This window comes from Williamsia sp. SKLECPSW1 (assembly GCF_054332755.1).
Genome location: NZ_JBTGLI010000001.1, coordinates 2,672,553 through 2,698,108 on the forward strand (window position 1 = coordinate 2,672,553; position 25,556 = coordinate 2,698,108).

Sequence of the window (25,556 nt, forward strand, 5' to 3'; positions counted from 1 at the left end):
CGCTACAGGTCGAGGACCAGCTTCTGCGACAGCGACCGCGACACGCAGAGCATCACCGAGTCGCCGCGGTCCCGTTCGGCCCGCGTCAGCACCGAATCGCGATGATCCGGCGTCCCGTCGAGGACTTCGGCCTGACAGGTGCCGCAGATGCCCTCCATGCACGACCCCATGACGTCGACACCGGCCTCCTCGACCGCCTCGAACATCGACGTGCCCTCGGGGACGGTGACGGTCACACCCGATTCGGCGCACTCGACCTCGAAGGAGTCCAGTGCGCCCGCAGGGGCGTCGACCGTCCGCGCCACGAATCGCTCGAGGTGCAGACTGCCGTCCGGCCACGCCTCGCACCTCTCCTCGACGGCGTCGAGGAGAGCTGCGGGTCCACAGCAGTAGACGAGGGTGTCGGGTCGGGGTGCGCCGAGGACCGCGTCCAGATCGAGCCTCCCGTCGCGCTCGTCGCGCGCCCAGATCGTGACGCGGTCGTCGCTCTCGAACTGGTCCAGGTACGCCATCGTCGATCGGGATCGGCCGCAGTACAACAGGTTCCACTCGGCACCCGCCGCTTGTGCCGCGGCGATCATCGTGCGGATGGGTGTGATGCCGATGCCACCGGCGATGAACAGGTATCGCGGCGACGAGACGAGCGCGAAGTGGTTGCGGGGTCCCGTCACCTGAACGGTGGATCCCTCGGACAGCTCGTCGTGGACGAACGCCGAACCACCACGGCCATCCGGTTCGCGCAGCACCGCGACCGTCCATGACGACCGTTCGGTGGGGTCGCCGCACAGTGAGTAGTGCCTCGTCAGCCCCGGGCGCAGAAGGAGTTCGGCGTGCGCCCCGGGTTCCCACGCGGGCAACGGAGCGCCCGCCGGGTCGGTCAGGGTGAGTTCCACGACGCCCTCCGCGGCGTCACGCCTTCCCGACACCTGGAGGTCGAGCACCGTGTTCGGCGTGCGTCGTCCGCGGGACGGTGTCGCTGCGGCCGGGGTGCGGGGTGCCGGGGTGGGCTCGGCGGCCTCGCGCAGACGGCGTTCCCGGTGCTCCGCACGGTAGGTGCCGTGCTCCCGCCGCTCACCGCCCTTCGGGGTGAGCGTCACCATCATCGATCGGTAGCCGCGGACGAAGTTCGACTGCACGCGTTCGGGTTCGGCGAGGACCTCGATGTCGTCGAAGCGGGCGAGCAGCTCCTCCCACAGGATCCGCAGTTGCAGCTCGGCCAGACGGCTGCCCATGCAGCGGTGCGTGCCGATGCCGAATGCCAGGTGGTGGCGGGCATTTCGTCGGTCGATGATGAAGGCGTCGGGATCGGCGAACGTCCGCTCGTCCCGGTTCGCCGACGCGTACCACATGACGACCTTGTCGCCCTTGCGGATGAACTGGCCGTTGAGGACGGTGTCGCGTGTGGCGATCCGACGCATGTAGGCGAGCGGCGTCTGCCAGCGCAGGATCTCGTGGACCATCTTCGGCACGAGCCCCGGGTCCTCCCGGAGACGGTCGAACTGCTCGGGGAACTGGTTGAGTGCCAACAGTCCACCGGTCATCGAGTTGCGGGTGGTGTCGTTGCCGCCGATGACGAGCAGGACGATGTTGCCGAGGAACTCCATCGGACGATCGATCAGGTCCTTGGTGTCCTCGGACATCTGCATCAGCGTGATGAGGTCGTAGCCCGGCTTCTCGCCGGCCTCGAGGCGGGCGGCCTTGTCGTGCCACAGGGCGCTGAAGCTCCGCGCGGCCTCGGCGGCCGCCCGGTACGCAGCGTCGGTGTCGGTGGATCCGCCGGTGGCCGACGCGCTGGCGGCGACGAGGTCGGTCCACTCGACGAGCTTGCGACGCTCCTCGTACGGGAAGTCCAACAGCGTCGCGAGCATGCGCGAGGTCAACTCGATGCTGACCCGGTCGACCCAGTCGAAGGGTTCGCCCACTGGCAGCTCGTCGAGGACCTCCTGCACCCGCGTGCGGATCAACCCCTCCATCTCCTCGAGATTCTGCGGCGCGACGACGCCCTGCACTGCCCCGCGTTGCTGATCGTGACGCGGGGGATCCATCGCGATGAACATCTCGATGTCGAGTCCCTCGGGCGGTGCACCGAGGATGATCTGCGGCTCGGCGGAGTACGTCTCGAAGTCCTTGTCGACCTGGACGATGTCCTCGTACCGGGTGAGTGACCAGAACGGGCCGAACGCGCTGGTCGACTGGTAATGCACGGGCGCCTCGTCACGCAGACGCGCGAAGTAGGGCTGCCACTGTTGCTGGCGCCACAGGAACGGGTTGCTGACGTCGATCTGGGTGAGGTCGAGGTCGGCCACGTCCGGGATCTCGGCCTCGGTGAAGTGTGGCTGTCCGTCGCCCACGACCATCTTCTTCGCCCGCTGTGCCAGATGCAGGGCCTGGATCTGGCGTTCCATCGGGATCGTCGCCTGGGCCTTGTTCCGGACCTGGTCGAGAACGCGCATGCCTGTGACCGCCTTCACTCGTCGTCGTGACAACAGTGAAGCAGATGTCATCCCTGATGACAATAGTCGCTGTTTTGTCGCAGGCGTGCGAGTGGGCAGGTTGTGCGCTCAGGCAAGCGCGAACGTGACCACCATCAGCGTCGCAAGCGCAGGCATCTTCGGGTAGTGGTTTGCGCGGAGTTGCTCGACGAAAACAGGCATGTCCGTCTGCGCGGACGCTCCGACATCGGCTGCGTCGATCGCGTCCGACCGGTGGTGGGTGATCGCGAGAATCGTCGCCGTGCGGGCCGTGTGCGGGTCGTCGTCGAAGACGATCGACGCCGGCCCGATCGACAGGTCCTCATCCCACCGCACCGTGGTCGTCTTGATGCCCGCCAGGACATCCCGACGGTAGGTCGGAGAGAAGGTCAGGATCTGCGTCGGTGACTCGGTCATATGTCTCGCCCCCTGTAGCGTGCAGCCATGCCGAGGCGCATGTTGTCGCTGCTCTGTGGCCTTCGTGAGGACTCTTCCGCATGACGCCGGGCCGGGCGAGGATTGCCGTCCATCTCGTGGCGACAGCTGTTGCGGTCGCCGGCGCGACATCCTGCGGGCAGTCGCCGATCAACAGAGGCGCCCCGCCCACCGGGACGCCGACGACCACACGAATCGTGGAGATCAACCAGGTCGTCGATACGTCCGACCTCGTGAACCTGGTGGCCATCTCGACCAACATCTTCTCCGGCCGCGTCGACTCCGCCACCGCGAGCAGGGCGCTGAATCCGCCGCTGCCGGAGACGCAATTCGCCGTCACCACCGCGGCGTCGGTGAAAGGATCCGCGGCACCGTCGGTGACCCTCAACCAGCAGGGCGGTGTCCGCGACGGGGTCTATTTCTCGGTCGATGGGGACCGGCCACTTCGGATCGGACAGTGGTACCTCTTCTACACCCGCTACCTGGCCTCGGAGAACTGGTACACCGTGGTCCCAGTACACGGACACGTCGAGGTCACCGAGAGCCAAGCGCGCGACCGCTCGTCTGCACCGCTCGCCGCCGCGGCGGACGCCCTGCGCGCTTCCCCCCGGAACCTGTCCGCGGCGCCATCTCCCGCTCGCAGCAGTCCGACGCTGACTTTCCCTCCGCCACCGGGTGACGAGTTCCCCCCGCCGCCGACGCCCGCTCAGCCGCGATGACGTTGCGTCCGGTGTGGGAGACCGTCCACGTGGTGGCGACGCTGGTGGCTCCGTGGACGCTCGCGGTCTGGTACTTCGTGCCGAGGGGAGACACGCAGACACTCGTCGACGAATGGCAATTCGTCCATGTCTTCCACAGCGTCGCCGCGGTCGCGGCGGGCGTTCTGCTCTGCAGTTCGGCGATGCTGAGGGCGGGAGGACGTGCCGTCGCGGCATCGATCCCCTTCACGATCTTTTGGGCGCTGGCACTCGCCGCGGCCCTCTACGAGGTGCACGAGTTCCGCGGGCGTCCTCGCTGTGATGCCGAGCTGTGCATGCCGTCGTTCGGGCTGTTCCTGACTGCCGTGCCTTTCGCGTTCCTGGTGACGATCGGTGTCCTCGGATCCATGACGGCCAAGCGATCGCACGACGAGAATCGAGCATCCGATGACGCTGACGGTGAACTCCCGCGGTATCCCTGATCGTCCTCCGCCAGGGGAGTGGCAAGAGCGGAAGGGGTGTCGTGCCACCGCGGAGCGTGCCGGACCGCTCGCCGAGGCGCGGATGACAGGTCAGGTCCGGGCGACCACCGCGCTGGCCGCACAGAGAGCGCCCCACAGTGCCGCGACCGCCGCCACCTTGGGTGCCCGCTGCCGGGTCAGGCCGGTCCCGAAGACGACGGCGTCACCGAGATCGGAGGCCACACGCACCGCGGTCGCTGCCCGGAGAGGCGCCCCGTGGGGCGCGGCGACCATGGCGGCACCGCTCGCCAGGTCCCGGGCGGCGATGCCGCGCACGAGGACGGCCACCGATCGGGGGACGTCGTCGGTCGCGGCGAGACCGCACGGCTTCGCGAGGAGGCTCGGACGCACCAGCACGGCAGCGCTGTAGAGCATGGTGGCGGCGCCCATCACCCGGGGCAGGGCAGAGGCGGCGTCGGAGGTGGGGGTCTGTGTGATCGTCGTCATGTGTCCTGGATACCCCCGATCGGACCGTCTGACCCATGCAGTCCTCGACGATCCTCTGTCGTGCACCGGGAGTAGCGTCGTCGCACGTGAATGGCGATGCGGTGGACGTCTCGGGGATGCGCGTCGGGTACCGGGCGGGCGGCGGCGACGACCTCGAACCCGAATGGCTGACCGGTGATCCCGTCTGGCTGGAACTGTTCGAGCGGTGGCTCGCCGAGGCGGTCGACGCCCAGGTGCCCGAGCCGAACGCGATGGTGGTCGCGACGGTCGACGTCGACGGCGCCCCGTCGACCCGCACCGTGCTCTGCAAGGCGGTCGACGCGCGCGGCATCGCCTTCTACACCAACTTCGACTCCGACAAGGGCCGCCACCTCGCCACGCATCCCACGGCGTCGGCGACGTTCCCGTGGATCGCGATGGAACGCCAGGTGCACCTGCGTGGGCCGGTCGTGCGCGTCGACCGCGACGAGACACAGGCGTACTGGGACAGCCGCCCCCGCGGGTCACGGCTCGGTGCCGTCGCCTCCGACCAGTCCCGTCCCATCGAGTCGCGGGACGCGTTGCGTCGCAGGGCAGATGAGGTCGAGAAGCGGTTCGGGACGTCCGACGACGACGGCCCGGTGCCCCTGCCCGACGGGTGGGGTGGCTTCCGGATCGAGCCGACGACCGTCGAGTTCTGGCAGGGTCGCGCGAACCGACTGCACAACCGCGTGCGCGCCACACGGACCGACGACGGCTGGACCGTCGCCCGGCTCCAACCCTGATGGCGGGGCTCCTCGCCGACACCGCGCCGCTGCGCAGTCCGCAGTTCCGACGGCTGTGGACCGCCAACATCGTCACGGTCATCGGGGCCCAGTTGACCGTCGTCGCGGTCCCGGCCCAGATCTACTCCGTCACCGGCAGTTCGGCATATGTCGGACTCGCCGGACTCTTCGGTCTCGTCCCCCTCGTCGTGTTCGGACTGTGGGGTGGCGCCGTCGCCGACATCGTCGACCGGCGCGTGCTGCTCATCATCACGACCCTCGGCCTCATCGGCTGCAGCGCCCTGTTCTGGTTGCAGGCTGCGACCGGGGTGAACAACGTGTGGGTGATCCTCGTGCTGTTCGCGGTGCAACAGGGCTTCTTCGCGGTGAACCAGCCGACCAAATCGGCCATCCTGCCGAAGATCGTCCCCATCGCCGACCTGCCGGCGGCGAACTCGCTCAACATGACGGTCATGCAGGCCGGCGCGATCGTCGGGCCGGTCGTCGGTGGCGCACTGATCCCGCAGCTCGGTTACTCGACTCTGTATCTGATCGACACGATCTTCCTGTTCGCGACGCTCTGGGCGGTCATCGCACTGCCGTCATTGAAGCCCGAGCGCGACGCTTCGGCCCCGCGCGTCGCCGGGCTGCGGTCGGTGATCGACGGGTTCGTCTACCTGCGTGGGCACAAGGTGCTGCTGATGTCGTTCGTCGTCGACCTCATCGCGATGGTCTTCGGCATGCCGCGGGCGTTGTTCCCCCAGATGGCGCACGAGAACTTCGGTGGTCCCGAGGACGGTGGTCTCGCGTTCGCGCTGCTGTTCGCGGCCATCGGAGCGGGAGCCGTTGTCGGCGGGGTGTTCTCCGGATGGGTCTCCCGCGTCGAGCGCCAGGGACTCGCGGTCATCGTGTGCATCGTGGTGTGGGGTCTGGCGATCACCGGTGCGGGGATCGCGGTCGCCTTCGCCGGGGGCAGCGCACTGCCGATCCTGCCGATCGTCATCGCCCTGCTCATGATCGGCGGTGCCGCGGACATGGCGTCGGCGGCGTTCCGACAGTCGATGCTGCAGTCGGCGGCCAACGACGACGTTCGCGGCAGGCTCCAGGGCGTCTTCACCGTCGTCGTCGCCGGCGGCCCCCGCATCGCCGACGTGGCGCACGGCGGTGTGGCCGCTGTCGCGGGTGTGGCTGCCACGACCGCGGGCGGTGGCGTCGGTGTCGTGGTGTTGACGATCGTCGCGGCACTGGCGGTGCCCGCGTTCGTGCGCTACCGCGTCACCCACTGATCCGCCGGTAACGTGGCGCCGATGAAGGAGATGACCGCGCGCGTCGCGGGCAGCGTGGTGCTGCTCGCCGCGATGGCCGCGGTCTATCTCGTGACGGTGTGGACGCGCCGCGGCCAATCGGTCGACCAACGGCTGTACGAGGAGATGTTCGGGGCGAGTTCGTGGCGGGAAATCCTGCATCGCATCGGCTTCGAACGTGTCACCGATCCCCGACTGTGGGTGGTCGCCGGCGTCGTCGTGATCGGACTCGGTCTGCTGTCCCGACGGCGGGCGTCCATCATCCCGTTGCTCGTCCTGCCTGTCGTCGGCGTGGTTGTCGCGCGAGCGTTGCGGACGGTCATCCTGCCCCGCCCCGAACTCATCGACATCGCCCGTTCGGCCTTCAACACGTTCCCCAGCGGGCACACCGCGGCTGCTGCGGGCTGCGTCGCGGCGGCGATCCGCGCCGCGCCGCGCCCGCTCGCACCGTTCATGGCCGTCGTCGGCGCCATGTGGGTGACCGTCGTCGGGCAAGGACTCATGGAGGTCGGTGCGCACCGACCGAGCGACGTCATCGGGTCGCTCTTCATGGTCGGTGCGCTGCTCATCCTGGTCCCGACGTCGACCCGCGAGACCGGATGGGGACCCGTCGCCGCGGTCGGGACCGCCGTCGTCGGGCTCGTCGGCCCGGTGCTGTGGTCCGCCTACACCGGGCACGCGATCCTCGCCGCCGTGGGTGTCGTCGCCGCGGTCGTCTTCGCGATCCTCACCCTCGGCCCCACGCGTACGCGACCCGACGCCGAGTTCGAGCGGTGGCCGGTCGACGATCGATACGCGCCCTCGCGGGTCCGTCGCTGACCACTCAGTCGGATCGCGGCCGACAGGTCGTCAGCACGATGCCCGAGGACGTCGTCCGCGAATCGACCACGGTCATCCGCACCGGGGTCTCGCCGGGGCAGAACAGCGTCGTCCCCGACCCGAGCACGACCGGGTGGGTCATGAGCAACATCTCGTCGACGAGCCCGGCCGGCAGCAGGGCCCGCACCAGTTCGCCGCTGCCCATCACGACCAGGTTCCCGCCCGGGCGTTCGCGGAGTTCGCGGACGCGCGCCACGCCGTCGCCGGCGAGGAGCACCGAGTTCGGCCAGGGGAGTGGCGTCGTCGCGTCACGGGAGACGACGTACTTGGTGGCGGCGTTCAGCCCGTCGCGGAACGGCCCGTCACCCGCAGACACGACGAACGCCCCGCCGGTGAGGGCGGGGCGTTCGGGTCGATCGGTGCGAAGCGGTCTCAGCGCTTGCTGTAGGTGAGACAGTTCGCGGTGTCGGAGCTCTCGCCGGCGCCGATGCGGACCGCGGCGGCGGTGCACTCGAGGTTGGCGTTGTGCTCGCAGTCGGAGCGCTGGCAGGCGCCCACCTGAGGGGAGACGACGTCGAGACCACCCTTGACCGACAACGGGATGAACGTGCCGCAGTCGGCGGTGCCGTTCGCGCCGCCCACGTTGATGGCGAAGGCGTGGCAGCCGTCGTGGTTGTAGGAGCAGCTGCTGACGCTGCACTCGCTGACGTGGGGCATCTCGAGGGTGGCCATCTGAACCTCCGGGTCTCGCGGTCGATCGGGCTGATGTCCACGCGGTGCGGATCGTCGGACCACGTGTCTGAACCAGACATTAGGAGGGATCTTCGACGCCCGCCAGCAAGGTCAGGCAACCCTTCAAATCGGACATCGACCCCGAAAAGGCAACCCTTACCTCACTTCTCGGCGCTGGACTCCCACGGCAGATCGGCCCGGCGGGCGGCGGTGACAGGGCAGTAGTGCATCGGCGACCCCCACTCGGCGCGCGGCGGCAGATTGCGGGCCGGTGTCTCGATCGGAGGGGTGCCGGGCGCGAGACGCCCTGTGGCCCTGTCCCATCCGTCCCGTGCCCGGGGGTGCATCCGGAGTCGGTGCGGAAGCAGCCGGAACGCGCGGTCGAACCACTTGCCGCCGAACCGCAGGAGCCGCTCGTCGCGCTCGGACCAGGTCAGCCCGAGCATCTCGCGGACGGGCTCGTCGTAGAGACCCGTCGTCACCCAGAGGAATCCGCGTCCGACCGGTCCCGCCAGGCGTCTCCACACGGCGTCGGGCATCCACGCCAGGAACGGGGGCGCGGGCAACTCGGAGATGTCGAGGACGGTGCGGACCGCCGGGTGATCTCGGAGCACCTCGCGGCACATGTGGTCCCAGTAGGCGAGGAAGTCCTCGTAGGTCTCGGGGCACGGTCGCATGCTGACGCCGTAGCGTGCGTACCACGCGCGCGACTCGGCGAACATCGCGCGCTTGTCGGCGTCGGTGATGGGTGGACCGAAGTACTCCGCGCACCGGACCGCACCGAACCAGAACGTGGCGTGTGCCCAGTAGAAGACGTCGGGATCGAGTGCGTGATACCGCGACCCGTCGGGCATCGTGCCTTTGATCTCCCGGTGGTAGTCGCGGATCTCCCGCCCGGTCTCCACCTCGCCCGAGTCGCCCACGGGGTCGAACACGACGCCGATGATCGGATAGAGCGAGCGCATCAGCCGCTGCCATCGCTCGCCGAAGAAGTCGGAGTGATCCCAGACGGCCTCGCCCAGCTTCGGGTGCATGTTCTGCATCGACCCCGACCACAGGCCCATCAGCATGCCGTGCCAGCCGCCGAAGAACCGCCAGCTCGCCGAGTCCGGTCCGAACGTCTCGTCGATGGTCGGCCGTATCGGGGTCGACGTCATGAGACGAGATCGTATTCTCGTCTCAAATACGCGTCAACGATCTCCGTGAGCGCCCAGTCGGCGTCGGCAACCGCCCAATGGACGTCGGCAACCGCCCAGTCGGCGTCGGCAACCGCCCAATGGACGTCGGTTACCGCCCACTCGACGGGTGGGGTCGTGGGGTCATGGGGTCGCCGGGTCGTCAGGTCGTCAGGTGCGGAGGCGGACGCGCCGGCCCGGGACGAGTTGCGCCGCCCGATCGGTCGCGTCGGCGGTGAGGACGGCGACGACCGGGTAGCCCCCGGTGACGGGGTGGTCCGCGAGGAACAGGACCGGCTGTCCGCTCGGCGGGATCTGCACCGACCCCAGTGCGACGCCCTCCGAGGGCACCTCGTCACGCCCCGGGAGCAGGCGGATCGCGGGATCGTCGCGGCCGGGGTCGCGGTTGAGTCGCACGCCGACGCGGTCACTGTGGGGATCGACGACCCACTCGCCCGCGGTCAGTGCGCTCGGATCGGTCAGCGCGTCGTCGCGGGGGCCGGGGACGATCCGCAGTTCGACGACGTCGGGGCCGTCGTCGCCGACTTCGCCGAAGGCGATCGTCTCGCCCGGCCAGCCGTCGGTCTCGCTGCCCAGCGGTAGTCGGTCACCGTCGACGACGGGCGCCGGACCCAACCCGGACAGCGTGTCGGTCGATCTCGAGCCGAGCACGCGCGGCACGTCGATGCCCCCGCGGACCGCCAGGTAGCACCGCAACCCCGACGTGGCGGATCCCAGCGCGACGGTCCCGCCGTCGGCGACCGTCACGGTCGAGGCATGCCCGACGGGTGTCCCGTCGACGGTGATGGGGCATCGCGCCCCGGTGACGGCGAACGTCACCGTGCCCTCGGCGACCGCCACCAACCCGCCGAGGGTGACCTCCAGCAGCGCCGCGCAGGAGTCGTTGCCCACCAGTCGATTCGCCGTCGCCGCGGAGGTGCGATCGGCCGCGCCGGACAGCGGGACGCCGAGGTGGGCGAACCCGCCACGGCCGAGGTCCTGCACCGTGGTCAGCGGACCCGCGGTGGTGACGACGAGGGCGCTCACGTGGCCTCGAACCGCACCGGTCGGCCGGGCTCGAGCAGTCCCGGCGGGTCACGGTCGACGTCCCACAGCGCGATGTCGGTGTGACCGAGCAGGTTCCACCCGCCCGGGGACGATCGGGGGTAGACCGCCGAGTACCCCGCCGCGACGGCCACCGCGCCCGCCGGCACAGATGGTCGCGACTCCGCCCGCCGCGGGATCGCGCACAGCGAGCGGGCGAGTTCCGCGGTGGGTGTCTCGTGGGGCACGAGGTATCCGAAACCCGGTGCGAAACCGACGAACTGCACCCGCCACACGATGGCGGCGTGGGCGGCCGCGACCGTGTCGACGTCGGTCCCGAGTCGGTCGGCGACCGCGCCGAGGTCCTCCCCGTCGTAGTCGACCGGGATCGTCAGCGTGTCCGCGCCGGTCGGGTCCACACCGGCACGGTCCGAGTCGTCGGCCGCGCTCGCAGCGGACCGCAGCACCCGTCGTACGCCGAGACGGTCGATGCCTCGTCCCGGCCGAGCCTGCACCAGCACCGCCTGCGCGGTGGGGACCACGTCGAGCACGTCGGGCAGACGCCCGTCCTCGACGGCGGCCCGCAGCGCCCGCCCTGCCTGCACCGCACGACGCCACGCCATCTCGTCGTCGGCGAAATCGAGCAGGAGTGCGTCCTGACCGGCCGGGGACTCGCGCACGGACTCACCGTACGACGCCGGTGGGCGATCCGGCGCCCGACGGCCGGTGCCCGACGCGGGTCGTGACTCCGGACCGAGGGGGTCGGCCGGTGTGCCAGACTCGGACCGTGGGTGAGTTCGCAGTCTCCGCCGGTGACTATTCGGCCGTCGTGGTCTCCCACGGCGCCGGGCTCCGTGAGGTCCGCCACGCGGGCCGTCTGCTCACCGAGTCGCCGCCCGTCGCCCCGGACGAGAAGCCGCCGCTGTCGGCGGGTCTCGTCCTCGCGCCCTGGCCCAATCGCACCGCCGACGGGCGGTTCACCTTCGACGGGGTCGAGCACCAGCTCGACATCACCGAGACCGCGCGCAACAACGCCATGCACGGTTTCGTGCGGACGGTCGAGTGGGCGCTGTACGACGCCACCGAGCGGTCGGTCACCCTCGGCGTCCCGATCGGCCGCCACCCGGGCTGGCCGTTCGACCTGACCCTGGTCGTCGAGTACGTCCTGGACGAGGAGACGGGGCTGACGGTCACGACGACCGTCACCAACACCGGCGACGTTCGGTCCCCGTTCGCGCTCGGCTTCCACACGTTCATCCGCGCCGGCGACGCCCCCGTCGACGACTGCACACTCACCTTCCCCGCCGCGAGGTACCTTCCGCTGGATCCTGAACGGCAACTGCCGCAGGGGGATCCCGAGTCCGTCGACGGCACCGAGCGAGACTTCCGGTCCGGTCGTCGACTGGACGGTCTGTGGCTGGACACGCCGTTCACCGATCTCGCCGTCACCGACGGCCGCCACGTCACGACCCTCGCCGACCCCGAGGGGCAGGCGACCCAGTTGTGGACGTCGCCCGGTTTCGGCTGGGCGCAGGTCTTCACCGCCGATCCCGCCCACGATCAGGGCTTCCCCGACCGGGGTCGAGCCCTGGCCGTCGAGCCGATGACGGCACCGCCCGACGCGCTCGCGTCGGGGGTGGACCTCGTCGTACTCGAACCCGGGCAGCGGTGGTCGGGTGAATGGGGACTGCGGCACCGGGGTGTGCCGGCGTGAGTCGGACGGGTGTGCCCGCGTGAGTCGCATCGTCGTGTGCGGTGAGTCCCTCGTCGACCTCGTCCTCGACGGGCGGGGGCGAGACGTCGACGCCGAGGGCCTCGCACCGTTGCATCCCGCGCTCGGTGGCGGCCCGTTCAACGCCGCGATCGCGCTCGGTCGACTCGGTTCGACGGTCGCGTTCTGTTCGCGGATCTCCGCCGACCACTTCGGCGACGCCCTGATGTCGTCGCTGCACGCCGCGGGTGTCGACACCTCGCTGGTCCAGCGGGACCCGGCGCCGACGTCCCTCGCGCTCGCCACGATCGGCGTGGACGGATCCGCCGCCTACAGCTTCTACGTCGAGGGCACCGCTGACCGTAGGGTCACCGACCCCGGTCCGCTCCCGGACTCGGTGCGTGCGTTGGCGTTCGGCACACTGTCGCTGGTGCTGGAGCCGGGTGCGTCGGTGTACGCGCAGATGATGGTCGAACACCACGAGCGTGGTCGGCTCGTCCTGCTGGACCCCAACATCCGCAGCGCCGTCATCGACGACGCCGACGCCTATCGTCGACGCTTCCGTTCCTGGCTGGGCTCGGTGGACGTCGTGAAGGTCTCCGACGACGACGCCGACTGGCTCGGGCACGGACCGGAGGGATCCACCCCGCAGGACTGGCTGGATTCCGGTGTGGCCGCGGTGGTCTCGACACGTGGTGTCGACGGCATCTCCGTGTCGACCGCGACGGGGACGGTCGCCGTCCCGGCGCCGCCGGTCACCGCCGTCGACACCATCGGTGCCGGCGACACGACCGTCGGGGCGCTGATGCACTGGCTCGACACCCGCGACGCGCTGAGCCCCGAGGCGGTCCGGTCCCTGACCGACGACGACTGGCGGGCAGGTGCCGCGTTCGCAGCTCGCGCGGCCGCCATCACGGTGTCGCGGCCCGGCGCCGACCCTCCGTGGGCGGGTGAGCTGTCCAACGACTAGCGTGGAGTCAGGGATACGCACATCTGGATCGCCGTTCACGAGACGGCTCCAGCCAGTCGAAAAGGGGCCCGAGTGTCCGCCGAAGCAGTGTCTACCGGGTCTGACGCCCGGTCCGCGAAGTTCGAGTACCCAGGGGGAGCGGTCGATCTCCCGATCGTCGAGGCCACCGAGGGCGCCCCCGGCGTCGCGCTCGGCAAGTTCCTGTCGGAGACGGGGATGACCACCTTCGACGGTGGTTTCGTCAACACGTCGTCGACGAAGTCCGCCATCACCTACATCGACGGTGAGGCCGGCATCCTGCGCTACCGCGGGTACCCGATCGACCAGCTGGCGGAGAAGTCGACCTTCATCGAGGTCAGCTACCTCCTCATCTACGGCGAGCTGCCCAGCGCCTCCCAGCTCGAGGACTTCACCACCCGCATCCAGCGGCACACCCTGCTGCACGAGGACCTCAAGCGGTTCTTCGACGGGTTCCCGCGCAACGCGCACCCGATGCCGGTGCTCTCCAGCGCCGTCAACGCGCTCAGCGCGTACTACCAGGACTCGCTCGACCCGAAGGACCCCGAGCAGGTCGAGTTGTCGACGATCCGCCTGCTCGCGAAGCTGCCCACCATCGCGGCCTACGCCTACAAGAAGTCGGTCGGTCAGCCGTTCCTCTACCCCGACAACTCGCTGTCGCTGGTCGAGAACTTCCTGCGCATGACGTTCGGGTTCCCCGCCGAGCCCTACGAGGTCGACCCCCGCGTCGCCAAGGCTCTGGACATGCTGTTCATCCTCCACGCCGATCACGAGCAGAACTGCTCCACCTCGACGGTGCGGCTCGTCGGGTCGTCGCAGGCGAACCTGTTCACGTCGATCTCCGGCGGCATCAACGCCCTCTGGGGCCCGCTGCACGGCGGCGCCAACCAGGCCGTGCTCGAGATGCTCGACGACATCAAGGCCGGCGGCGGCGACACCACCGACTTCATGAAGCGCGTGAAGAACAAGGAGCCCGGTGTGAAGCTCATGGGCTTCGGGCACCGGGTCTACAAGAACTACGACCCGCGCGCGGCGATCGTGAAGAAGACCGCCGACCAGATCCTCGAGACGCTCGGCGTCACCGACGACCTGCTCGACATCGCGAAGGGTCTCGAAGAGGTCGCCCTCTCCGACGACTACTTCATCGAGCGGAAGCTGTACCCGAACGTCGACTTCTACACCGGTCTCATCTACCGCGCGATGGGCTTCCCGACGCGCATGTTCACCGTGCTGTTCGCGCTGGGCCGCCTGCCCGGCTGGATCGCACACTGGCAAGAGATGAACACCGATCCGACCACCAAGATCGGGCGTCCGCGCCAGATCTACACCGGCGCCACCGAGCGCGACTTCCTGACGATGGGTGACCGCTGATGCCGACCAAACCCGAGGTCGAGTTCCCCGAGGGCCCCGCGCCCACCGAGTTGGTCACCGAGGACATCGTCGTCGGCGACGGCGACCTGGCCGTGCCGCACGGTGTGGTCGACGTGCACTACGTGGGTGTCGAGTACGAGACGGGCGAAGAGTTCGACTCCTCCTGGGATCGGGGCCAGTCCGCGAACTTCCCGCTCGACCGCCTCATCGTGGGGTGGCAGGAGGGCATCCCCGGGATGCGGGTCGGCGGGCGTCGTCGACTGACCGTTCCGCCGGAGCAGGCCTACGGCCCCGAGGGCGCCGGCCACCGGCTGTCGGGCAAGACGCTGGTCTTCGTCATCGACCTGCTCGGGGTGAGCTGACCCCACCACCGGTGCGTCGCCGGACGATCATCGGTACCGCGACCCACAGCGCGATCGCGAGGACGGCGACCACCGCACCCACGACGAGGCCGGCCGTCTCGTCGACCACGACGTCGAAGATCAGCGTCAGCACACCGATCACGGCCACTCCGAGCAGGGTCAGACCCGCGACGGCGAGTCTGTTCGCCCATGTCACTATCTCCTCGATGGCGTGCTGGCGGAACAACATCCGGTGCATCGCGACCGGTGCCACCAGCATCACCGTCGCCAGGGCCGATGCCGTCAGGGTGACCAGGTAGACGGTGGTGTCCCGGTCGTCCAGGCTGCTGAACCGGGACTGGAACGGCAGCGTCAGCAGGAACCCGGTGAGCAGCTGGATGCCGGTCTGGATGACACGCATCTCCTGCAGCAGCGACGACCAGTTGCGGTCGAGTCGCTCGACGGGCGTCTCGCCTCGGGCGCGCTCGTTCCAGTCGTCGTCGTCCACATCTGCGATCACAACACAGGACGAGGGTTCACATCCCCTGTGACGGGTACACGGGGATCAGTGACGCATCGACGGGCGGTCGCTCCCGGTTCCGGTGCGGCCACGAGGCCGTCGGCCGGGAGTGACCCCGGCGTCGAGAACAGAGCGCGCCCGCTGACTGCCGTCCCCCCGCGACCGAGACGTCGGACGCCGAGGTGATCCGCGCACCCGTGACAGACTGCAGAGATGAATGAGCACGGGTCCCGCCCGGTCGCCGGTGTCGACGTCGGCGGAACGAACATCGAGGTCGGCCTGGTCGCCCCCGACCATACGGTGATCGATCGCGCGAAGACCCACACGCCGACCGATGGCCCGGAAGCCGTCCTCGACACCATCGCCGACCTCGTCCGATCCTTCGACGAGCGAGCGGCCGCCGTGGGCGTCGGGATCCCCGGAGTGGTGCACGATGGTGACGTGCTGACCGTCCCCAACCTCGGCAACTGGTCCGAGCCCGTCCAGATCGACGAGGAACTCGGTCGCCGGCTCGATCTGCCCGTCGCACTCGGCAACGACGTGAACGTCGGCATGCTGGGCGAGCACCTCGCCGGCGCCGCGCACGGCGTCGAGGACGCCCTCGGCGTCTGGATGGGGACCGGCATCGGCGGTGCGCTGGTGCTGGGTGGACGCCTGCACGGCGGCACACGCGGAGCTGCCGGCGAGATCGGGCACGTCGTCGTGCAGGAGCGCGGCGCGCTGTGCGGCTGCGGTCGTCGCGGGTGCGTCGAGGCCTACGCCGGCCGGCGGCAGATGGAGGTGACCGCGACGGCGATGCAGGCGGCCGGTCGACACACGCGGCTGTTCGAGATCCGCGACGAGGTCGGGAAGCCGACGGTGACGTCGAAGGTCTGGAAGAAGGCGCTCGAGGAGGAGGACCCGCTCGCCACCGAGCTGTTCGCGACCGCCATCGACGCGCTCGGTGTCGCGCTCGGGTCGACGCTCAACATCCTCGACGTGGGGCTCGTCGTCATCGGCGGAGGGCTCGCCGAGAAGCTCGGTCAGGACCTCGCGGATCGCATCGCCGAGTCGACGGCACCGTGGGTGCTGCAACCGGACCCCGACCGTCGCTTCGTCGTGTCGGCACTCGGCGACGACGCCGGGATCGTCGGCGCGGCGTCGCTGGCTCGCGACCTGCCCGCCTGATCCCGGCGCGTCGGACCGGAATGCGTCGGCTCCGGGTGCGTCAGTAGCGGTCGCAGGTCGACAGGATCAGCACCACACGCTGGTCCACGATCGGCCGGTACTGCTGCACCAGGGCGGCCAGGCGCGGATCGCGCTGCAGCAGACGGGTGACCTCGGTGGTGCGCTGCGGTTCGGGCAGCACGACCACCCTCTCGAACTCGGCGCGGACGCGCGGGTTGTCCAGGTACCCGCCGACCTCCGGTGAGGTCGCCCGGACGGCGCGCTCCACCTGTGCGGTGGTGCAGTCGGTGCCGGGGACACGGTCCTGGGGCGCGGCCGAGGCGGTGGCCGTCGGGAACGCGAGGGCGGCGGCGGTGCCGAGCACTGCGGCACCGAGGGCGACGGCGCGCGAGAGGCGCGGGGTGGAGGGACGTCGAGAAGTCATGGAGGGAGACCCTTCGCTGACGGGGCGGACGCGCTCATCGGAGCCGGGGGTCTGCAGCGGCGCGTCCCACCCCGACCGTACCGATCCGCGGAGGGGGTGCCAGGGTCACGGTGAGACGCGCTCCACCCCACGGACTCTCCGACAGCTCGGCGTGGCCGCCGTGCAGTCGGGCCTGTTGGGCGATGAGGGCGAGCCCGAGTCCGGAGCCCGATCGACGGCTCGTCCCGCGCTCGAAGCGACGGAACACCCGCTCACGGTCGACCGGTGGTACGCCGTGTCCGTCGTCGTCGACGACGATCCCGACGGCGTCACCGCGGCCCTCGACACCGACACGGATGTGCCGCGCCTCGCCGTGCCGGACTGCGTTCGTGATGGCGTTCGCGACGGCCATCCGCACGCCGGTCTCGACGACCCGGACGGGCACCGACGGCGGTGAGTCGAGGTCGATGCGGACGTGCGGGTGCTGCGCACGGGCCTCGGTGACGACGCGGTCGAGGATGTCGGCGAGGTCGCAGTCGACACGGTCGCGGCCTCCGAGGTCACCTTGGGCCAGGCTCTCGAGCGCCGCGAGGGTCTCCTGCACCCGGGCATGCGATCGGCGCAGATCCCCGACGATCTCGGCGCGTGCGGCGGCGTCGGGGGCGAACGACTCGAGCACCTCGAGGTCGGTGCGCATGGCGGTCAGCGGCGTCCGCAGTTCATGGGCCGACACCGAGGCGAAGTCGCGGGCGGTGACCAACGCCTCGTGGGTCCGTGCGCGCTCGATGTCGACGCGACGCAACAGGTTCTCCATCGCCGTCGCGAGGTCCTCGGCCTCGCGGGCGCCCCGGATACGGGTGAGCGCGGCGCGTTCGGGGGCGTCGGGCCCGGCGTCGACGGGGATGGACTCGGTCTGGTGGGCGAGCCGACGCAGCGGGCGGATGGCGAGACCACCGAGCAACCACGCCAGCAGCGCGGATGCCGCGACGGCACCCAACCCGATGAGGAGCAGCGCCCGGTGCTGGGAGGAGATGCGGTCGAGGGTGGGTTGCGAGGGGATCGCGACCGACGACATCACCAGGCCGTTCAGCAGACCGGAGTTCGCGACGGAGGTGGTCTTCACCCGGTACTTCGTGCCGTCGATCGTGACGTCCCCCTCGCCGACGCCGCGGGCCGCGATGCGGGTGCTGGTCGACTGCAGCACGATGCCGCCGATACGTGCGGTCGCCAGCGCGCCGTCGGAGACGCCGGAGGTGATGGTCTCGGTGTTCGAGGTCGACAGGCTCGGCTGGAACGCGGCGGACAGGGTGTTCACCCGGGCGTCGAGTTCGCGGTAGGCGCCGGTGGACACCTGCACCCAGGCCACCGTTCCGACCGCGAGCACGATGAGGACCGTGACCAGCGCAGCCGCCGCGGTGACACGGGTCCGCAGCGACGGGGAGCGCCGCCGGATCGCCATCACGCGCGGGCCCGCAGCACGAACCCGACACCGCGGACGGTCTGGATCACCCGCGGCTGTCCCGCGTCCTCGAGCTTGCGCCGCAGGTAGCCGATGAAGACGTCGACGACGTTGGTGTCGGCGGCGAAGTCGTAGCCCCACACCTGACTGAGCAGCTGGGTGCGACTGAGCACCATCCCGGGGTGCTCGGCCAACGCGACGAGGAGTTCGAACTCCCGGCGTGTGAGCTCCACGGGGTGCCCGTCGCTGGTGACCTGCCGGGCGTCGACGTCGACGACGAGGTGTTCGGCGGTGAGTCGGCGGTGGTCGGTGGGCGCGACGTCGGGGTCGGAGGACGTGCTCGGGCGGCGACGCAGCAGCGCGCGCAGTCGTGCGACGAGCTCGCCGAGGTCGAACGGCTTGGTCAGGTAGTCGTCCGCACCGGCCTCGAGGCCGGTGATCCGGTCGTCGACGGATGTGCGCGCCGACAGCACGCACACGGGGATGTCGTCGCCGAGCGCGCGCAACGCGGTCACCACGGCGACCCCGTCGAGGTCGGGCATGTTGATGTCGAGGACCAGCAACGACGGTCGGTGGTCGGTGATGCTGCGCAACGCCTGCGCGCCGCCCGTGGCGGTGTGGACGGCGAATCCCGCGAGCCGCAGCCCGCGTTCGAGGGAGTGCAGGACGTCGGGATCGTCGTCGACCACCAGCACGTCCACCGGGTCCGCGGCGGTGGCGTCGTCGTGGTCCGGCGGGGTCGTCATGGCGGCCATTGTGCCGAACGTGTCCGGCAGGATGGGGTGATGACGACCACCGCGCTGCTCTGGTTCCGCCGCGACCTGCGTCTGGCGGACCTGCCGTCCCTCCTCGACGCCGCCGAGGCCGCCGATCGTGTGCTGGCCTGCTTCGTCCTCGACCAGACGCTGCTCTCGTCCTCCGGGGAGCGTCGGGTGCAGTTCCTGGGTGACTCGCTGCGCGATCTGTCCGACCAGCTCGACGGACGCCTGCTGGTGGTCCGCGGCAAACCGGAGAACCTGATCCCCGAGATCGCGAAGGCGATCGATGCGACCAGCGTCCACATCTCCAGCGATCACACCCCGTACGGCACCGCCCGCGACAAGCGGGTCGCCGAGGCCCTCGGCGACGTCGAGCTGGCGTCGCAGGGATCGCCGTATGCGGTCACGCCCGGGCGCCTCACCAAGGACGACGGCGAGCCGTACAAGGTGTACACCCCGTACTTCCGGGCCTGGCGTGAGCACGGGTGGCACTCGCCCGCGGACACCGGTGCGTCGACTGCGGACTGGGTCGATCCCTCGGATGTGACCACCTCGAAGCTGAAGGCCGCCGACATCCCCGACCCGGGCGTCGAGCTGCCGCAGCCGGCGGGCGAGACCGCCGCGCTCGCCCGGTGGAAGCAGTACGTCGACGGCACCGAGGATTTCGCGGAGTACTCCGTCGCCGACTACGACGACGTGCGCAACCGGCCCGACCTGGACGCGACGAGCCGCATGTCGGCGCACCTGAAGTTCGGCAACATCCATCCGCGCACGATGCTCGCCGACCTCGTCCGCCTCGAGAAGAAGAAGGCGTCGAAAGACGGTGCCACCGGCTACATCCGAGAGATCTGTTTCCGTGACTTCTATGCGACGGTGATGGACCACTGGCCGCGCAGCTCGTGGTGGAACTGGAACTCCGCGTTCGACGACATGGAGGTCGACACCGGCACCGACGCCGAGAAGGCGTTCGAGCAATGGAAGCAGGGGAGGACGGGGTTCCCCATCGTCGACGCGGCGATGCGGCAGCTCAACGAGTCCGGCTGGATGCACAACCGGTTGCGGATGATCGTCGCCTCGTTCCTCGTCAAGGACCTGCACCTCCCGTGGCAGTGGGGTGCGCGGTACTTCCTCGACCAGCTCACCGACGGGGACATGTCCAGCAACCAGCACGGGTGGCAGTGGACCGCCGGGTGCGGCACCGACGCGTCGCCGTACTTCCGGGTGTTCAACCCGACGACGCAGGGCGAGAAGTTCGACCCGGACGGCGACTTCGTCCGTCGCTGGGTCCCCGAACTCGCCGACATCGCAGGCAAGGCCGTCCACCAGCCGGGCGACGACCGCCCCGACGACTACCCGGAGCCGATGGTCGACCACAAGGCCGAGCGGCAGGAGGCCCTCGCACGGTACGAGAAGGTCAAACGCTGACCGCACGGCACTGATTTCGGACGACCGAAGAAAATTGTTCGCCCCGGTTTGAAACCGGCGGGGGCGTGTGCCAATCTGTGCCGATGACGTTGGGGACCGATCCGGAGGTGACCGAACCGGTCCCACCGCGGTCGCGCGGCTCACGATTCGCCGGCGTCGCGCTCCTGGGACCCGCGTTCGTCGCCGCCATCGCCTACGTGGACCCCGGCAACGTCGCCGCGAACGTGACCGCCGGAGCCCGGTACGGATTCCTGCTCGTGTGGGTGCTCGTCGTCGCATGTGCGATGGCCGTGGTCATCCAGTACCAGTCGGCGAAGCTGGGCATCGTCACCGGCAAGACGTTGCCCGGGTTGCTCGGCGAGCGGTTGCCGCGCCGGCGACGTCTCGCGTTCTGGGCACAGGCCGAGGTCGTCGCGGCCGCGACCGACATCGCCGAGGTGGTCGGCGGCGCGATCGCACTGCACCTGCTGTTCGACCTCCCGCTCGTCGTCGGCGGCGTGATCGTCGGTGCGGTGTCCATGGCGCTGTTGGGTTTCCAGTCGCGTAGCCGTCAGCGCATGTTCGAGTCGGCGATCGCGGCACTGCTGCTGATCATCGTCATCGGCTTCCTCGCCGGGCTGGTCGTCGGACCGCCGTCGCCGGGTGACGTCCTCGGTGGCCTCGTGCCTCGGCTCCAGGGCACGGACACCGTCCTGCTCGCCGCGAGCATGCTCGGTGCGACGGTGATGCCGCACGCGATCTACCTGCACTCGAGCCTCGTGATCGACCGTCACGGGCCCAGCGTCGACGACGCCCGACGCCGTCGCCTCGTGCGGGCGACGCGGTGGGACGTCGTCTGCGCGTTGGTGATCGCGGGCGCGGTGAACATCGCACTGCTGCTGCTCGCCGCGCAGAACCTGCAGGGCCGGGAGGGGACCGACACCATCGAGGGTGCGCAGCGGGCCGTCGGTGACGCGATGGGGCCGGTGATGGCGGTCCTGTTCGCGGTCGGGCTCCTCGCGTCGGGTCTCGCGTCCACCTCCGTCGGCTGTTACGCCGGGGCGTCGATCATGCAGGGGCTGTTGGCGGTCCGGGTCCCGGTGTGGGTCCGGCGCCTGGTGACCCTGGTACCGGCGTTGGCCGTCCTGGGCAGCGGCGTGGACCCGACCTGGGCCCTGGTCATCAGCCAGGTGGTGCTCAGTTTCGGCATCCCCTTCGCGATCATCCCGCTCGGCCGGTTCACCCGGGACCGGTCGCTCATGGGATCGTTCGCCGACTCCGGCGTGCTCCGCGCCGTGGCGATCGTCATCGCGTCGGTCGTGGTGCTGCTCAACCTCGCCCTGATCGTGCTGACCGTCACCGGGATCGGCTGAACCCGTCGCACCTACGCCTTCTTCAGGTCCGGGTTCTCCTGGTACACCTCGGTGATGAGTGACATGTCGAAGATGTCGGCGGGCTTGATGGTGTATCCGGCCTTCGCGAGTGCCTCGATGTTCTCGTCGATCAACGCGTCGGTCATCGTGAGGAGACCGTTTGCCTTGGTGTCCGCCGACACGACGAGGTCGTTCTGCGCGGTCGCCTCCTTCGTCTGGTCGTCGACCTTGAGTCCGAGGTTCTTGCCGTACACGTTCACGGCGAGTTCCGCGGAGCCGCGCGGATCGGCGACGGCGTCGTTCCAGCCCTGGATCTCGGCCTTCAGGAACTTCTTCAACAGGTCACGTTCGGAGTCGATGGTCTCCTGTCGCACCACCAGGGTCTCGGCGACGAGCGGGAGGTTGTGGTCGGCGAACAGCAGTGTCGCCGTCGGGAAACCCTGCGCGGCGAGGGTGATCGGCTCGTTGGTGCTGTAGGCCACCCAACCGTCGACCTCGCCCTTGGTCAGCGGCGTCGGGTCGTACTGGACCGTGATCTTGTCGACGTCGTTCTCCGTCAGGTTGTTCGCAGTGAGGAGCGCCTTGAAGACGTTCTCGTTCGACGCCTGGACGCCGATCTTCTTGCCCTTCATCTCGGCCGGGGTGGTGATGGGGGTCTTCGCCGACGACATGATGCAGAAGGGGTTCTTCTGGTAGGTCGCGGCGACGGTCTTGAGCTTGGCGCCCTGCAGGATCACCGGAGCGGTGAGCTGCGGTGCGGTCATCCCGATCCACACCTTGTTCGACGTCAGGCCCGTCTCGACGCCCGTACCCGCGCCGCCTCCGGTCACCAGTTCCGGGTCCGGGGTGAACCCGGCCGCCTTGTAGTACCCCTTGTTCAGGGCGTGGTACTCGCCGGCGAACTCGATGTTCTTGATCCACGACAGCTGGACCTTCTTGGCACCCCCCGACGACGAGGACGACGACCCGCTGCTGCAGGCGGCGAGGACACCCGACGCGCCGAGGGCGCCGGCTGCGCCGCCGGCGAGCATCGAGTACCGGAGGAAGGAACGACGGTCGACGCTGAGGGACATGGGATCTCCGTTCGGAAGGGCGTGGTCGTGGGTGTGGTGGTGGTCGGGTGATCGGCGTGGTCAGGACGGTGCGGTGCCCATACGGGACAGCACGACGGCCTCGAGAACCCCGACGATCGCGTAGAGCACGATCGAGCTGACGGTGATGACGACGACCGAGGCCCACAGTTCGTCGTAGGCCGCTGCGGGCAGCGCCTGTTGCAGGCTCGCGCCGAGACCCTTGTTGGTGCCGAGCCATTCGCTGACGGTCGCGCCGATCATGGCGCCGGGCACCGAGATCTTCGCCGCGGCGAACAGCGACGGGACCGCCGCGGGCAGCGCCGCCATGCGCAGCGTCGTAGCTCGGGAGCCCCCGTACGCGCTGATGACATCGGAGATCTGGCGTGGGGCGCCGGCGAGTCCGGTCATGATCATCACCAGCGCGGGGAAGAAGACGATGATCCCGCCCATCACGGCGACGCAGGCGGGTCCGCGGCCGACGATCATCGTGATGAGCGGTGTGATCGCGACCAGTGGCACCGACCGCATCAGCATCGCGATCGGCATGAAGGTCTGCGCGGCCGGGCGCGACAGCGTGAAGACCCCGGCGACGACGATCGCCGCGACCATCCCGGTGACGAACCCGATCCCGGTGTCGCCGAGCGTGATCCACAGTCGGTCGAGAAGCTCTGCACGGTCGGATGCGGCGTCGGGTGCGGTGAACAGGTACTGGAACACGTCGATCGGCGTGCGACCGATGATCGGCCCGATGTCCGGGAAGGCCAGCAGGAACAGGATCCAGATCACGACGATGAGGACCAGGGATCCCAGCAACGACACCAGCAGTCGCGCGGTCGGCCCCACACGTCCGACGAGGGTGGGGCGGTACGTCGAGCTCACCATGCGCGCTCCCCACGGGCCCACCGCTCGACGAAGCGCGCCAGCACGGCGATGACGGCGTACCCGATGCCGGCGATCGCCCCGGCGATCAACGCGATCGCCCACACCTGCGGGATGGCGGCCTGCTGTTGCGCGAGGATCATGGCCGGTCCGATCCCCTGTTCCGGTGCCGAGAGGAACTCGCCGAGAACGGCACCCAGCACAGCGGCCGGTGCCGAGATCTTGAGTGCCGCCAGTGTGTTCGGCAGCGCCGTGACGGCACGGACCCGGATCAGCTGTGCGAACGGGCCACCCCCGTAGACCCGGATGAGATCGAGTTCGGCGGGTTTCGGCGCCCGTAGACCCGAGAGCGTACCGATCATCGTCGTGAAGAACACCGAGATCGCCGCGAGGAAGACGATCATCGTCTGCACCTCGGCGAACGCGACCTGGATGATCGGGGCCACCGCGATCAGCGGGGTGCAGTAGCTGATGATCGCGAGCTGTGTCGCCAGGCCCTCGACCGCCGGGACGATCACGACGACGAGCGCGACGACGATGGCGAGTGCGTTGCCCCACAGGAACCCCCGCAGCGCCAGTTCGACGGTGGGCGTCACGTTCGTCGCGTAGAAGTCGCCACCCTGGTCGCCGATCGCACGGAGCACGGCGACCGGTGTCGGGATGGTCCCGCGGAACCACTCGAACACGCCGGCCACGGTCCACAGCGCGACGACGGCCACGATCCCGAGCGCACCTGCCCCCCAGCGGGAGCCGGCGGTCCGGGCAGCCGACCACCGGGTGCCGGGCAGCGGCCCCGGTTCGGCGGCGATGTCGGACGGGGTGGGCTCGACGACCGCGGTCATCCCGACGCCCCGGTCGACACGGCGGCCGTGTCGGTACGGCGACCGAACAGCACGCCGCTGAGGTGGTCGTGCAGTGCGTGGAACTCGGGTGTCCGCAGCATCTCGGGCACGCGGGGCCGCGGGAGGTCGATGGGCAGGACCTCGACGACGCGTCCCGGGCGGGGACTCATGACGGCCACCTCGTCGGACAGGAACACCGCCTCGGCGATCCCGTGGGTGACCATGAGGGTGGTGGCCGGCTTCTCGGTCCAGATCCGCAGGAGTTCGTCGTTCAGGCGTTGTCGAGTCATGTCGTCGAGCGCGCCGAACGGTTCGTCGAGCAGCAGGGCCGTCGGCCGGACCACCAGCGCGCGGGCGATGGACACACGCTGGCGCATGCCGCCGGACAGGGTCGCGGGCTTGGCCTTCTCGAATCCGGACAGGCCGACCAGCTCGATGAGTTCGGCGACGAGATCGTCGTCGGCGGGCATGCGCGCCACCTGTAGCGGGAGCTTGATGTTCGACTCGACGCTGCGCCAGGGCAGGAGTGCGGAGTCCTGGAACGCGATGCCGAGGCCGTGATCGCGCTGCAGATCACGCGGTGACTTGCCGTTCATGAGCGCCGTGCCGGCGCTGGGCGTCTCGAGTCCCGCGAGGATCCGCAGGACGGTGGACTTCCCGCATCCGGACGGGCCCAGCAGCGACAGGAACGACCCCTCGGCAGTCTGGAGGGTGACGTCCTCCAGCGCCGTCACCGAGGTCTTTCGCGAACCGAAAGTCTTGGTGAGGCCGGAGATGTCGACACCGGTGCCGGCCGGGCGGACCCGTGCCGACACCGGTGCCGGGGTGGTCGGCTCCTGCGTCATGAGGGCTGACGGTAGGAGCCGGCTGTTGCTGCG

The 25,556-nt window shown here is 69.7% G+C and carries 28 protein-coding genes; 12 read left to right on the forward strand and 16 right to left on the reverse strand.

The window, feature by feature from the left end:
• Positions 1-2: 2 nt before the first annotated feature.
• Positions 3-2,453: a cytochrome P450 gene (locus ACXVUM_RS12565; RefSeq protein WP_458522111.1), complete on the reverse strand. Its 2,451-nt coding sequence runs from the start codon at positions 2,451-2,453 to the stop codon at positions 3-5.
• A gap of 108 nt (positions 2,454-2,561) precedes the next feature.
• A complete protein-coding gene (locus ACXVUM_RS12570; RefSeq protein ID WP_458522112.1) occupies positions 2,562-2,888 on the reverse strand; it encodes an ASCH domain-containing protein in 327 nt (108 codons plus the stop codon).
• A gap of 80 nt (positions 2,889-2,968) precedes the next feature.
• Between ACXVUM_RS12570 and ACXVUM_RS12575 the strand changes: the two genes are divergently transcribed.
• Positions 2,969-3,625: a hypothetical protein gene (locus tag ACXVUM_RS12575; protein ID WP_458522113.1), complete on the forward strand. Its 657-nt coding sequence runs from the start codon at positions 2,969-2,971 to the stop codon at positions 3,623-3,625.
• Positions 3,622-4,086, forward strand: coding sequence for a hypothetical protein (locus ACXVUM_RS12580; protein ID WP_458522114.1), 465 nt, complete (start codon positions 3,622-3,624; stop codon positions 4,084-4,086). Before ACXVUM_RS12575 ends, ACXVUM_RS12580 begins: the two co-directional genes overlap by 4 nt.
• 90 nt (positions 4,087-4,176) lie before the next feature.
• On the opposite strand, the gene ACXVUM_RS12585 is transcribed toward ACXVUM_RS12580, so the two are convergent.
• Positions 4,177-4,572 carry a hypothetical protein gene (locus ACXVUM_RS12585; RefSeq protein WP_458522115.1) on the reverse strand — a complete coding sequence of 132 codons (396 nt, stop codon included), beginning with the start codon at positions 4,570-4,572 and terminating at the stop codon, positions 4,177-4,179.
• 116 nt (positions 4,573-4,688) lie between these two features.
• Between ACXVUM_RS12585 and pdxH the strand changes: the two genes are divergently transcribed.
• From pdxH to ACXVUM_RS12600, 3 genes are read left to right on the forward strand one after another with little or no spacing between them, the layout of a single operon-like run.
• Positions 4,689-5,336 (forward strand): pyridoxamine 5'-phosphate oxidase, encoded by a 648-nt coding sequence (gene pdxH, locus ACXVUM_RS12590; protein ID WP_458522868.1) that lies wholly within the window; start codon positions 4,689-4,691, stop codon positions 5,334-5,336.
• A complete protein-coding gene (locus ACXVUM_RS12595) occupies positions 5,336-6,601 on the forward strand; it encodes an MFS transporter (RefSeq protein WP_458522116.1) in 1,266 nt (421 codons plus the stop codon). Before pdxH ends, ACXVUM_RS12595 begins: the two co-directional genes overlap by 1 nt.
• A 21-nt stretch (positions 6,602-6,622) precedes the next feature.
• A complete protein-coding gene (locus ACXVUM_RS12600) occupies positions 6,623-7,438 on the forward strand; it encodes a phosphatase PAP2 family protein (RefSeq protein ID WP_458522117.1) in 816 nt (271 codons plus the stop codon).
• 4 nt (positions 7,439-7,442) lie between these two features.
• Here ACXVUM_RS12600 and ACXVUM_RS12605 read toward each other — a convergent pair whose 3' ends face one another.
• The 5 genes from ACXVUM_RS12605 to ACXVUM_RS12625 all read right to left on the reverse strand — a co-directional run bounded on the left by ACXVUM_RS12605 (position 7,443) and on the right by ACXVUM_RS12625 (position 11,069).
• On the reverse strand, positions 7,443-7,814 hold the full coding sequence (locus tag ACXVUM_RS12605; RefSeq protein WP_458522118.1) for a dihydrofolate reductase family protein: 372 nt from the start codon (positions 7,812-7,814) through the stop codon (positions 7,443-7,445).
• A 56-nt stretch (positions 7,815-7,870) separates the two neighbouring features.
• Complete coding sequence (locus ACXVUM_RS12610; RefSeq protein WP_458522119.1) at positions 7,871-8,170, reverse strand: DUF1540 domain-containing protein; 300 nt, start codon at positions 8,168-8,170, stop codon at positions 7,871-7,873.
• Between the two features lie 161 nt (positions 8,171-8,331).
• Positions 8,332-9,327: an oxygenase MpaB family protein gene (locus ACXVUM_RS12615; protein ID WP_458522120.1), complete on the reverse strand. Its 996-nt coding sequence runs from the start codon at positions 9,325-9,327 to the stop codon at positions 8,332-8,334.
• Between the two features lie 189 nt (positions 9,328-9,516).
• Positions 9,517-10,392, reverse strand: coding sequence for a 5-oxoprolinase subunit C family protein (locus ACXVUM_RS12620; RefSeq protein ID WP_458522121.1), 876 nt, complete (start codon positions 10,390-10,392; stop codon positions 9,517-9,519).
• Positions 10,389-11,069 (reverse strand): 5-oxoprolinase subunit B family protein, encoded by a 681-nt coding sequence (locus ACXVUM_RS12625; protein ID WP_458522122.1) that lies wholly within the window; start codon positions 11,067-11,069, stop codon positions 10,389-10,391. The genes ACXVUM_RS12620 and ACXVUM_RS12625 overlap by 4 nt, the downstream gene beginning before the upstream one ends.
• A gap of 107 nt (positions 11,070-11,176) precedes the next feature.
• Here ACXVUM_RS12625 and ACXVUM_RS12630 point away from each other — a divergent pair, with 107 nt between their 5' ends.
• The 4 genes from ACXVUM_RS12630 to ACXVUM_RS12645 all read left to right on the forward strand — a co-directional run bounded on the left by ACXVUM_RS12630 (position 11,177) and on the right by ACXVUM_RS12645 (position 14,821).
• Positions 11,177-12,103: an aldose 1-epimerase family protein gene (locus ACXVUM_RS12630; protein WP_458522123.1), complete on the forward strand. Its 927-nt coding sequence runs from the start codon at positions 11,177-11,179 to the stop codon at positions 12,101-12,103.
• Between the two features lie 19 nt (positions 12,104-12,122).
• Positions 12,123-13,070, forward strand: a complete 948-nt coding sequence (locus ACXVUM_RS12635) for a carbohydrate kinase family protein (RefSeq protein WP_458522124.1) — start codon at positions 12,123-12,125, stop codon at positions 13,068-13,070.
• A gap of 72 nt (positions 13,071-13,142) precedes the next feature.
• Positions 13,143-14,459, forward strand: coding sequence for a citrate synthase (locus ACXVUM_RS12640; RefSeq protein ID WP_458522125.1), 1,317 nt, complete (start codon positions 13,143-13,145; stop codon positions 14,457-14,459).
• Positions 14,459-14,821: an FKBP-type peptidyl-prolyl cis-trans isomerase gene (locus ACXVUM_RS12645; protein WP_458522126.1), complete on the forward strand. Its 363-nt coding sequence runs from the start codon at positions 14,459-14,461 to the stop codon at positions 14,819-14,821. The genes ACXVUM_RS12640 and ACXVUM_RS12645 overlap by 1 nt, the downstream gene beginning before the upstream one ends.
• Here the strand turns inward: ACXVUM_RS12645 and ACXVUM_RS12650 are convergent.
• Positions 14,796-15,308: a DUF6328 family protein gene (locus ACXVUM_RS12650; RefSeq protein ID WP_458522127.1), complete on the reverse strand. Its 513-nt coding sequence runs from the start codon at positions 15,306-15,308 to the stop codon at positions 14,796-14,798. The two genes, ACXVUM_RS12645 and ACXVUM_RS12650, sit on opposite strands and share 26 nt — an antisense overlap.
• 225 nt (positions 15,309-15,533) lie before the next feature.
• Here ACXVUM_RS12650 and ACXVUM_RS12655 point away from each other — a divergent pair, with 225 nt between their 5' ends.
• Complete coding sequence (locus tag ACXVUM_RS12655; protein WP_458522128.1) at positions 15,534-16,487, forward strand: ROK family protein; 954 nt, start codon at positions 15,534-15,536, stop codon at positions 16,485-16,487.
• Positions 16,488-16,527: 40 nt separating this feature from the next.
• On the opposite strand, the gene ACXVUM_RS12660 is transcribed toward ACXVUM_RS12655, so the two are convergent.
• From ACXVUM_RS12660 to ACXVUM_RS12670, 3 genes are read right to left on the reverse strand one after another with little or no spacing between them, the layout of a single operon-like run.
• The gene (locus ACXVUM_RS12660; RefSeq protein ID WP_458522129.1) at positions 16,528-16,911 is read right to left on the reverse strand and encodes a hemophore-related protein; all 384 of its coding nucleotides are present in this window, start codon (positions 16,909-16,911) and stop codon (positions 16,528-16,530) included.
• Positions 16,912-16,945: 34 nt separating this feature from the next.
• On the reverse strand, positions 16,946-18,349 hold the full coding sequence (locus ACXVUM_RS12665) for a sensor histidine kinase (RefSeq protein ID WP_458522130.1): 1,404 nt from the start codon (positions 18,347-18,349) through the stop codon (positions 16,946-16,948).
• Positions 18,349-19,095: a response regulator transcription factor gene (locus ACXVUM_RS12670; protein WP_458522131.1), complete on the reverse strand. Its 747-nt coding sequence runs from the start codon at positions 19,093-19,095 to the stop codon at positions 18,349-18,351. Before ACXVUM_RS12670 ends, ACXVUM_RS12665 begins: the two co-directional genes overlap by 1 nt.
• Positions 19,096-19,134: 39 nt before the next feature.
• Here ACXVUM_RS12670 and ACXVUM_RS12675 point away from each other — a divergent pair, with 39 nt between their 5' ends.
• Positions 19,135-20,532: a cryptochrome/photolyase family protein gene (locus ACXVUM_RS12675; RefSeq protein ID WP_458522132.1), complete on the forward strand. Its 1,398-nt coding sequence runs from the start codon at positions 19,135-19,137 to the stop codon at positions 20,530-20,532.
• Positions 20,533-20,615: 83 nt separating this feature from the next.
• Complete coding sequence (locus tag ACXVUM_RS12680) at positions 20,616-21,884, forward strand: Nramp family divalent metal transporter (protein ID WP_458522133.1); 1,269 nt, start codon at positions 20,616-20,618, stop codon at positions 21,882-21,884.
• 11 nt (positions 21,885-21,895) lie between these two features.
• Here the strand turns inward: ACXVUM_RS12680 and ACXVUM_RS12685 are convergent, their stop codons facing one another.
• The 4 genes from ACXVUM_RS12685 to ACXVUM_RS12700 are packed head-to-tail and all read right to left on the reverse strand — an operon-like array spanning position 21,896 to position 25,523.
• Positions 21,896-22,957: an ABC transporter substrate-binding protein gene (locus ACXVUM_RS12685; RefSeq protein WP_458522134.1), complete on the reverse strand. Its 1,062-nt coding sequence runs from the start codon at positions 22,955-22,957 to the stop codon at positions 21,896-21,898.
• 60 nt (positions 22,958-23,017) lie between these two features.
• On the reverse strand, positions 23,018-23,839 hold the full coding sequence (locus tag ACXVUM_RS12690; RefSeq protein WP_458522135.1) for an ABC transporter permease: 822 nt from the start codon (positions 23,837-23,839) through the stop codon (positions 23,018-23,020).
• Positions 23,833-24,678: an ABC transporter permease gene (locus tag ACXVUM_RS12695; RefSeq protein WP_458522136.1), complete on the reverse strand. Its 846-nt coding sequence runs from the start codon at positions 24,676-24,678 to the stop codon at positions 23,833-23,835. Before ACXVUM_RS12695 ends, ACXVUM_RS12690 begins: the two co-directional genes overlap by 7 nt.
• Complete coding sequence (locus tag ACXVUM_RS12700; protein ID WP_458522137.1) at positions 24,675-25,523, reverse strand: ABC transporter ATP-binding protein; 849 nt, start codon at positions 25,521-25,523, stop codon at positions 24,675-24,677. The genes ACXVUM_RS12695 and ACXVUM_RS12700 overlap by 4 nt, the downstream gene beginning before the upstream one ends.
• Between the last annotated feature and the right edge of the window lie 33 nt (positions 25,524-25,556).